Origin of the sequence: Phycicoccus endophyticus (assembly GCF_011326735.1) — a bacterium.
Classification (GTDB): Bacteria; Actinomycetota; Actinomycetes; order Actinomycetales; family Dermatophilaceae; genus Phycicoccus; species Phycicoccus endophyticus.
The window spans coordinates 150,583-157,725 of sequence record NZ_JAANCN010000008.1 but is presented as its reverse complement, the minus strand read 5'-3'; the positions used below and the strand labels follow the sequence as shown (position 1 = coordinate 157,725).

Annotated in this window: 6 protein-coding genes and 1 tRNA gene; 2 read left to right on the top strand and 5 right to left on the bottom strand. The window is 72.8% G+C overall.

Features of this window, described 5'->3' with window-relative positions; translation table 11 throughout:
* Nucleotides 1-128: 128 nt before the first annotated feature.
* A tRNA-Pro gene (locus tag G8D98_RS10780) sits at nucleotides 129-205 on the bottom strand.
* Between the two features lie 108 nt (nucleotides 206-313).
* Complete coding sequence (locus tag G8D98_RS10775) at nucleotides 314-1,294, bottom strand: metallophosphoesterase (protein ID WP_166102832.1); 981 nt, start codon at nucleotides 1,292-1,294, stop codon at nucleotides 314-316.
* Between the two features lie 80 nt (nucleotides 1,295-1,374).
* Between G8D98_RS10775 and G8D98_RS10770 the strand changes: the two genes are divergently transcribed.
* Nucleotides 1,375-1,839 carry a GatB/YqeY domain-containing protein gene (locus G8D98_RS10770; protein WP_166102829.1) on the top strand — a complete coding sequence of 155 codons (465 nt, stop codon included), beginning with the start codon at nucleotides 1,375-1,377 and terminating at the stop codon, nucleotides 1,837-1,839.
* Between the two features lie 40 nt (nucleotides 1,840-1,879).
* Here the strand turns inward: G8D98_RS10770 and G8D98_RS10765 are convergent, their stop codons facing one another.
* Nucleotides 1,880-4,303, bottom strand: coding sequence for a penicillin-binding protein (locus G8D98_RS10765; protein ID WP_166102826.1), 2,424 nt, complete (start codon nucleotides 4,301-4,303; stop codon nucleotides 1,880-1,882).
* A gap of 222 nt (nucleotides 4,304-4,525) precedes the next feature.
* On the opposite strand from G8D98_RS10765, the gene G8D98_RS10760 reads away from it, so the two are divergent.
* Nucleotides 4,526-4,852, top strand: a complete 327-nt coding sequence (locus G8D98_RS10760) for a WhiB family transcriptional regulator (protein WP_187566559.1) — start codon at nucleotides 4,526-4,528, stop codon at nucleotides 4,850-4,852.
* An 87-nt stretch (nucleotides 4,853-4,939) separates the two neighbouring features.
* Here G8D98_RS10760 and bagB read toward each other — a convergent pair whose 3' ends face one another.
* Complete coding sequence (gene bagB / locus G8D98_RS10755; RefSeq protein ID WP_166102821.1) at nucleotides 4,940-6,118, bottom strand: ArsA family ATPase; 1,179 nt, start codon at nucleotides 6,116-6,118, stop codon at nucleotides 4,940-4,942.
* The gene (gene bagA / locus G8D98_RS10750; RefSeq protein ID WP_166102818.1) at nucleotides 6,118-7,131 is read right to left on the bottom strand and encodes an ATPase BagA; all 1,014 of its coding nucleotides are present in this window, start codon (nucleotides 7,129-7,131) and stop codon (nucleotides 6,118-6,120) included. The genes bagB and bagA overlap by 1 nt, the downstream gene beginning before the upstream one ends.
* Nucleotides 7,132-7,143: the final 12 nt, after the last annotated feature.

Here is a 7,143-nt window from a genome sequence, read left to right as displayed (position 1 = left end):
CGACACCACCACCGGCGAGCTCATCCGCCAGCTCACCCTCGACACCACCCGCCGATACCAGCCCCAAAACCAAGGACTCCCCGAACCCTGAGGGTTCGGGGAGTCCGCGATGTCCTGAGACATCACAGTGGTCGGGGTGACAGGATTTGAACCTGCGACCTCTTCGTCCCGAACGAAGCGCGCTACCAAGCTGCGCCACACCCCGTGGCGTGTCGTGCGGGCTCCGGGCCCGCGGCGACACCCGAGGATAGCCGACCGGCGACAGCCTCCCGAAATCGGGTCGGGGACCGGCGGCCGCGGCCCGAGGTGCGCCTCAGGCGGTGCCGTCGGGGTCGGCCGCGACGAGGGTGAGTAGGGTGGCCTCCGGGCGGCAGGCGAAGCGCACGGGGGCGTACGGGGAGGTCCCGAGGCCGGCCGAGACGTGCAGCCAGGCGGCGTCCCGCGGAGCGTGCGACGACGGTGCGCTCCGGCCGCCGTGTCCGGCACGCCCCGCGCCCTCCCACCACCGCGAGACGCCCTTGGCGCGCCCGGTGTCCAGGTCGCAGTTCGTCACGAGCGCCCCGTACCCGGGCACGGCCAGCTGGCCTCCGTGGGTGTGGCCGGCGAGGACGAGCCCGGCGCCGTCGGCGACCATGGCGTCGAGCACCCGCTGGTAGGGCGCGTGGACGAGCCCCACCGTGAGCGCGACGTCCCCGCGCGCCGGTGCGGACACCTCGGCGTACCGGTCGTACTCGACGTGGGGGTCGTCGACGCCGACGAGCTCGACGCGGTGCTCACCCATGGTGACGACCTCACGGGCGTTGTCGAGGTCTGACCAGCCGCCGGCGCGCAGGCCCGCGACGAGCTCGCCGACCGGCAGGTCGCTGCGCCGGGTCGGAGCCTGCGCGAAGGACGAGGTGAGGTAGCGGGCGGGGTTCTTCGGGACCGGGGCGAAGTAGTCGTTGGACCCGAGGACGAAGGCCCCGGGGAAGTCCATCAGCGGCTCCATCGCCCGCAGCAGGGGTGGGACCGCCTCGAGATGGGCCAGGTTGTCGCCGGAGTTGACGACGAAGTCGGGGCGCAGCTCGGCGAGCGAGCGGACCCAGTCGATCTTGCGTCGCTGCCCCGGGGTGAGGTGCAGGTCCGAGACCTGCAGGACCCGGACCGGCTCGGAGCCGGGTGGCAGGACGGGCACCGTGAAGCGACGCAGGGTGAACCAGGTGCGCTCGACGAAGGCCGCGTAGGCGACCGCGGCCGCGCCGGCCCCCACGAGTCCCCCGACGGCGCGCAGTGCGGTGCGTGCGGTGTCGTCCATCGCGCCATCCTCGCAAACGCCGGGGCCGACCGGGGAATCCCGGATGTCCGGGCGGCGGGGCGGGTGGGAGACTGGGCCCCATGAACGCGACGAGTCTCAAGGCCCGGCTGCAGGGCGACCTGCACGACGCGATGCGCGCCCGGGACAAGGTCCGCTCGGCCACCCTGCGGATGACGCTCACCTCGGTGACGACCGCCGAGGTGGCGGGGGACGAGGCCCGCGAGCTCGCCGACGACGAGGTGCTCAAGGTCATCGCCAAGGAGGCCAAGAAGCGCCGCGAGGCGGCCGCCGCGTACCACGACGCGGGCCGCGAGGAGCTGGCCGCCACCGAGGAGGCCGAGCTGGCCGTCCTCGAGGGCTACCTCCCGGCGCAGCTCGGCGAGGACGAGCTGCGCTCGCTCGTCCAGCGTGCGGTGGAGTCCACCGGTGCCAGCGGCATGGCGGACATGGGCCGGGTCATGAAGGCGGCCCAGGCCGAGGTGGCCGGGCGGGCCGAGGGCGGCCGGGTCGCGGCGGTCGTCAAGGACGTGCTCGCCGGGCGCTGAGGCTCGGCCGCAGCCCCCCGCGGCCTCCCGGGCGCGCGGCTCAGCCGCGGCCCGGGGGCTTGGTCGGCCGTTGCCTGCCGGACGGTGTCGTCGGGGTCGCGCTCGAGGTCGGCTTGCTCGTCTTCGACGGTTCGGGCGTGGTCGGCTCGGGGTCGGGCGCCGGCCCTGCGGAGATGTACAGCGTCACGGTCGAGCCCGCGAGCGCCGAGCTGGAGGGCGAGGTGCCGGCCACCGTGCCCGCGGGGGCGTCGGAGTTGATCGTCGAGCCCACCTGCCCGGCGAAGCCCGCGTCCTGCAGTATCGCGATGGCGGTGTCCGGGTCGCGGCCGTAGACGCTGGGGATCGGGTCGAGGTCGCCGCGCCGAGCCTTCTCGCTCGGTGCCGGGAAGTCCTTGGCCGGCATCCCCTCGGTGATCCGTTTCATCGTGGCCGCCCACACCGGCGCCGAGACGGTGTTGCCGAAGACCTTGGAGAAGCACCCGTAGTCGCCGAAGCACTTGCCGTTGAGCGTGTACAGGGCGCCGTTCTTGTCGGCGGCGACGACGTTGCCGGTCCACACCGCGGTGGCGACCTGGGGGGTGTACCCGACGAACCAGCCCTGGTTGTGGTTCTCGGTGGTCCCCGTCTTGCCCGCGGCGGGACGCTGGTCGACGTCCCACAGGCCCTGCGCGGTGCCGCCCGCGCGCAGCGTCCCCTTGAGCAAGTAGCTCACGGCGTCGGCGGTGTCCGCGGAGATGACCTGCTTGCACTCGGTCTTGGGGACCTTGATCTCCTCCTTCTCGGGCGTGGTGATCGAGACGATGGGGCTCGGCTCGCAGTACGTGCCGCTCGCGGCGAGGGTCGCGTAGGCGCTGGCCAGGTCGAGCGGGGTCGTCGTGCCCGAGCCCAGGGTGGCGTTGGAGATGCTCCGCAGGATCTCCTCGCCGTTGGCCATGTGGACGCCCATCTTCTTCATCGTGTCGAGGACGTCGCACGGCCCGACGTCGATGGTCAGCTGGGCCGCCCAGGTGTTGATCGACTTCGAGATGCCCTCGGCCAGCGACATCTCCCGGCCACCGATCGAGTAGTCGTTCGTGACATCCCACGGCTTGTCGGCGCCGCACGGGGCGCCGACGACCTCGGGCCCGTCGAAGGAGTAGGGGGTGGAGGATGACGCGAAGGGCACGTAGATCTGCGAGTCCATCGGCATCCCCTTCTCCAGGGCGGTGACGAGACCGAACACCTTCGCCGTCGACCCGAACTGGTAGCCGTAGGGCCCTCCGCCGTAGACCTGGTCGACGTTCCAGTTGGTCTGGGTCTTCTCGAAGTTGGACGCCTGGGCCATCGCGAGCACCTTGCCGGTGCCCGGTTCGACCACGCTCGTCGCGCCGCCGAGGTTGCTCTTGTTCCCGATCGGCACCGCCTTGACGATCTCCTGCTGCGCGGCCTTCTGCATCGCCGGGTCGAGGGTGGTGCGGATCGTCAGGCCCCCCTGGTTGATCCGCTTGAGGCGCTCCTCGGGGGTCTTGCCGAGGGCGGACAGCTGCGGCGAGTTCTGCAGGTAGGCCATGACGTAGGCGCAGAAGTAGGGCTGCGACGAGCGGTGGCACACGCCCTTGACCGGGGTCTTCTTGACCATCTTGACGACGGGCACCTTCTTGGCCGCGGCGACGTCCTTGGCCGAGGCGAGCCCGAGCTGCTCCATGCGGGTGAGGACGACGTCACGGCGGGCCCGGGCCTGCTTGGGGTTGATGACCGGGTTGTACGCCGTGGGCTGCTGGACGATGCCGGCGAGCAGGGCCGACTGGCCGAGGTTGAGCTTGCTCGCGTGGACGCCGAAGTAGTTGAGGGCGGCGGCCTCGACCCCGTAGGCCTGGTCCCCGTAGTACACGAGGTTGAGGTAGCCCTGGAGGATCTGGTCCTTGGTGTAGTTGTCCTCGACGTTGATCGCGTACTTGAGCTCCTGGAGCTTGCGCGCGTAGTTCTTCTCGACCGCGGCCTCGGCGGCCTGCTCGTCGCCGGCCCGCAGCGCCTGCTCCTGGAGGGTGATCTTGACGTACTGCTGGGTCAGCGTCGAGGCTCCCTGGACCTGGCCGCCTTGGAGGTTGGAGATCAGGGCTCGGGTGAAGCCTCGCGGGTCCAGGCCACCGTGCTCGTAGAAGCGCGCGTCCTCGATCGCGATCTGCGCGTCCTGCATGGTCTGGGAGATCTTCTTCAGCGGGACGATGATGCGGTTCTCGTCGTACGGGTTGGCGATGACGTTGTTCTTGGCGTCGACGATCTTGGACTGCTGGGCGAGCGGGGAGATGGTGAACTCGCTCGGCAGCTCGTTGAACGCCTCGACCCCGTCCTTGGCGGCCTGGCCGCCCGCGCCGATCGCCGGCACGGCGATGCCCGCCACGAGCAGCCCGGAGACCGCGCTCAGCACGACGAAGCCGAGCAGGAGCCTGAGCACGGCGGAGATGTTCTGGGCGCGTCCGTCCATGGCGGACAGGGTAACGCGGCCTCCTGCGAAGGGGTCGCCGAGCGCCACGGCGCTACCACGCGGCGTTTCCCCCTGCCGCCCGTTCCGTCCCGCTATCGGCCGTTCGGCCAGGAAAGGGGCCCTTTCGGCGGATATCTGCTCGGCGAGGTATCACCCTAGCGTGTCCGCGGGTCCTCAGTCGCGACGGACGGGATGACCCTGAGCCAGCGAGACGAGGTCGGTATGAGCATCTCCCCAGCCACGACGTCGAGCAGCGACGGCCAGTGGGTGTCGGAGTGGGCACCGCTCGGTCGCTGCGCCGGCAGCGACCCCGACGCGCTCTTCGTGCAGGGCAAGGCCCAGCGAGCCGCCAAGGTGGTCTGCAAGGGCTGCCCCGTGGTCGCCGAGTGCCTCGCCGACGCGCTGGACAACCGCACCGAGTTCGGGGTCTGGGGCGGGATGACCGAGCGCGAGCGCCGGGCGCTCCTGCGCCGCCGCCCGGACGTGCGGTCGTGGGCCGCCGTGCTGTCGGCGGCCAAGAGCGAGGGCGCCGAGGGGGCCATCGCCTGACCCTTGGTCGCTGCGACGACGGGCGGCGTGGTCGGCGCGGTCGCGGCCGTGCTGGGAGCCGTCGTGGCGCTCCGGCGAGCGCGCCGCTCAGCCGCCCGAGGCGAGTGACGCACCGACCGACCGCAGGCCGTCGAGGTCGTGGATGTCGGTCGCGCCCGCGGGGACCATCGAGAGCGGGACGCCGGGGTGGGACGCCGCGAACTGGCGCACGCGCGCCTCGTGCCGGGCCGCGACCTCGGCCAGCGCCGCGTGCAGCCGCAGCAGCGCGGGGGTCGGGCCGGGCTGAGGCGCGTCGGTGTCGGCGTCGTCGGCGCGGTCCTCCAGCTGCTCGGCCGCGGCCGCCGCGCGTGACCCGCTCAGCCCCGGCGCGGCGAGCACCTGCATCCGGTTGACGACGACCCCGGCGAGCGGCATCCCCTCGGCGGCGAGCCGGTCGACGAAGAACGTCGCCTCCCGCAGCGCGTCCCGCTCGGGAGCCGCGACGACGACGAAGGCCGTCGAGGGCTCCCCGAGGAGGGCGTAGGTGACGTCCGCCCGCTGCCGGAAGCCGCCGAACATCGTGTCGAGCGCGGCGACGAAGGTCTGCACGTCGGCGAGGAACTGGCCGCCGAGCACCTTCGAGAGGGTCGCGGCCGCGAGGTTGGCGCCGACCGAGAACACCTTGAGGTAGGCGCGGCCGCTCGCCTTCGCCGGCGCCATGAGCAGGCGCACGAACCGGCCGTCGAGGAAGGACCCGAGCCGCTTGGGCGCGTCGAGGAAGTCCAGCGCCGAGCGCGAGGGCGGGGTGTCGACGATGACGAGGTCCCACGTGCCGTCCCGGTCGGCCTGCGCGCGCAGCTGGCCGAGCTTCTCCATCGCCATGTACTCCTGGGTGCCCGCGAACGAGCTGGAGACCGACTGGTAGAAGGGGTTGTCGAGGATCTGGCGGGCCTTCTCCGGGGTCGAGTGCGCGAGCACCACCTCGTCGAAGGTGCGCTTCATGTCGAGCATCATCGCGTCGAGCGAGCCCCCCGCCGCGGCACCGACCCCCTCGACCGGTCGAGGGGTGTTGTCCAGCTCGGTCAGCCCGAGGGACTGGGCCAGCCGGCGGGCCGGGTCGATCGTCAGGACGACCACCCGGCGTCCGGCCTCGGCCGCGCGCACCCCGAGCGCCGCCGCGGTCGTCGTCTTCCCGACCCCTCCCGAGCCGCAGCACACGACGATGCCGGTGTCCGGGTCGGTGAGCAGCCGGTCCACGTCGAGCCGCTCGGCTCCGCGGCGAGCCATCAGTGCACCCCCTGCCCGAGCAGCTCGTCGGCGAGCACCGAGACCCCGCCGTCGTCGGTCCCCGCGAGCAGGGCCGGCAGGGTGACCACCGGCTGCCCGAGCGCCGCGACCTGCGTGGCCAGCGCGCGCTCGAGGGCGACCCGTTCGGCGTGCGCCCGGCCCTCGGCGAGCAGGCCGCCGACGGTCCGGGCGCCGGAACGCACGCCGACCGCGGCGAGGTCGGCGCGCACCTGCTCCTCGACCGAGTCGGGGTCGCCCTCGAGGCGGGCGAGCAGCTCGTCCGGCAGCAGCGGCTCACGCACCTGGTTGACGACCAGCGCGCCGAGGCCGAACCCGGCACCCGCGAGCTCGGCGAGGGCGTCGGCGCTCTCCTGGACGGGCATCTCCTCCAGGAGGGTGACGATGTGGACGGCGCTGCGGCGGCTGCGCAGCATCCGGGTGATCGACTCGGCCTGGCCGTGGATCGGGCCCACCCGCGCCAGGTCGGCCACCTGCTCGTTGACCCCGAGGAAGCGGGTGATCCGGCCGGTCGGTGGTGCGTCGAGGACGACGGCGTCCCAGGCGTAGCGCCCCTGCCCGCGGCGCGGACCGGTCGTGCGCCCGACCGCCTCGTAGACCTTGCCGGTGAGCAGGACGTCCCGCACCCCGGGGGCGATGGTCGTCGCGAAGTCCACCACGCCCATCCGCTCGAGGGTGCCCCCGGCCCGGCCGAGCTTGTAGAAGGTCTGCAGGTACTCCAGCAGCGCCGCCTTGGCCTCGACCGACAGGCCCCACAGCTCGCCGCCGGAGGGGTCCTGGACGAGCCGCACCTCCGCGGTGCCGAGCGGGGGCACGCCGAAGGTCTGGCTGATGCCCTGCCGGCCCTCGACCTCGACGAGCAGCACGCGCCGCCCCTGCCGGGCCAGGGCCAGCCCCAGGGCACTGGCGACGCTCGTCTTCCCGACGCCGCCCTTGCCCGTCACGACGTGCAGGCGGACGCCGTCGAGGACGCGCTCGAGGGGAGGGGCCGCCATGCCGCCAGCGTA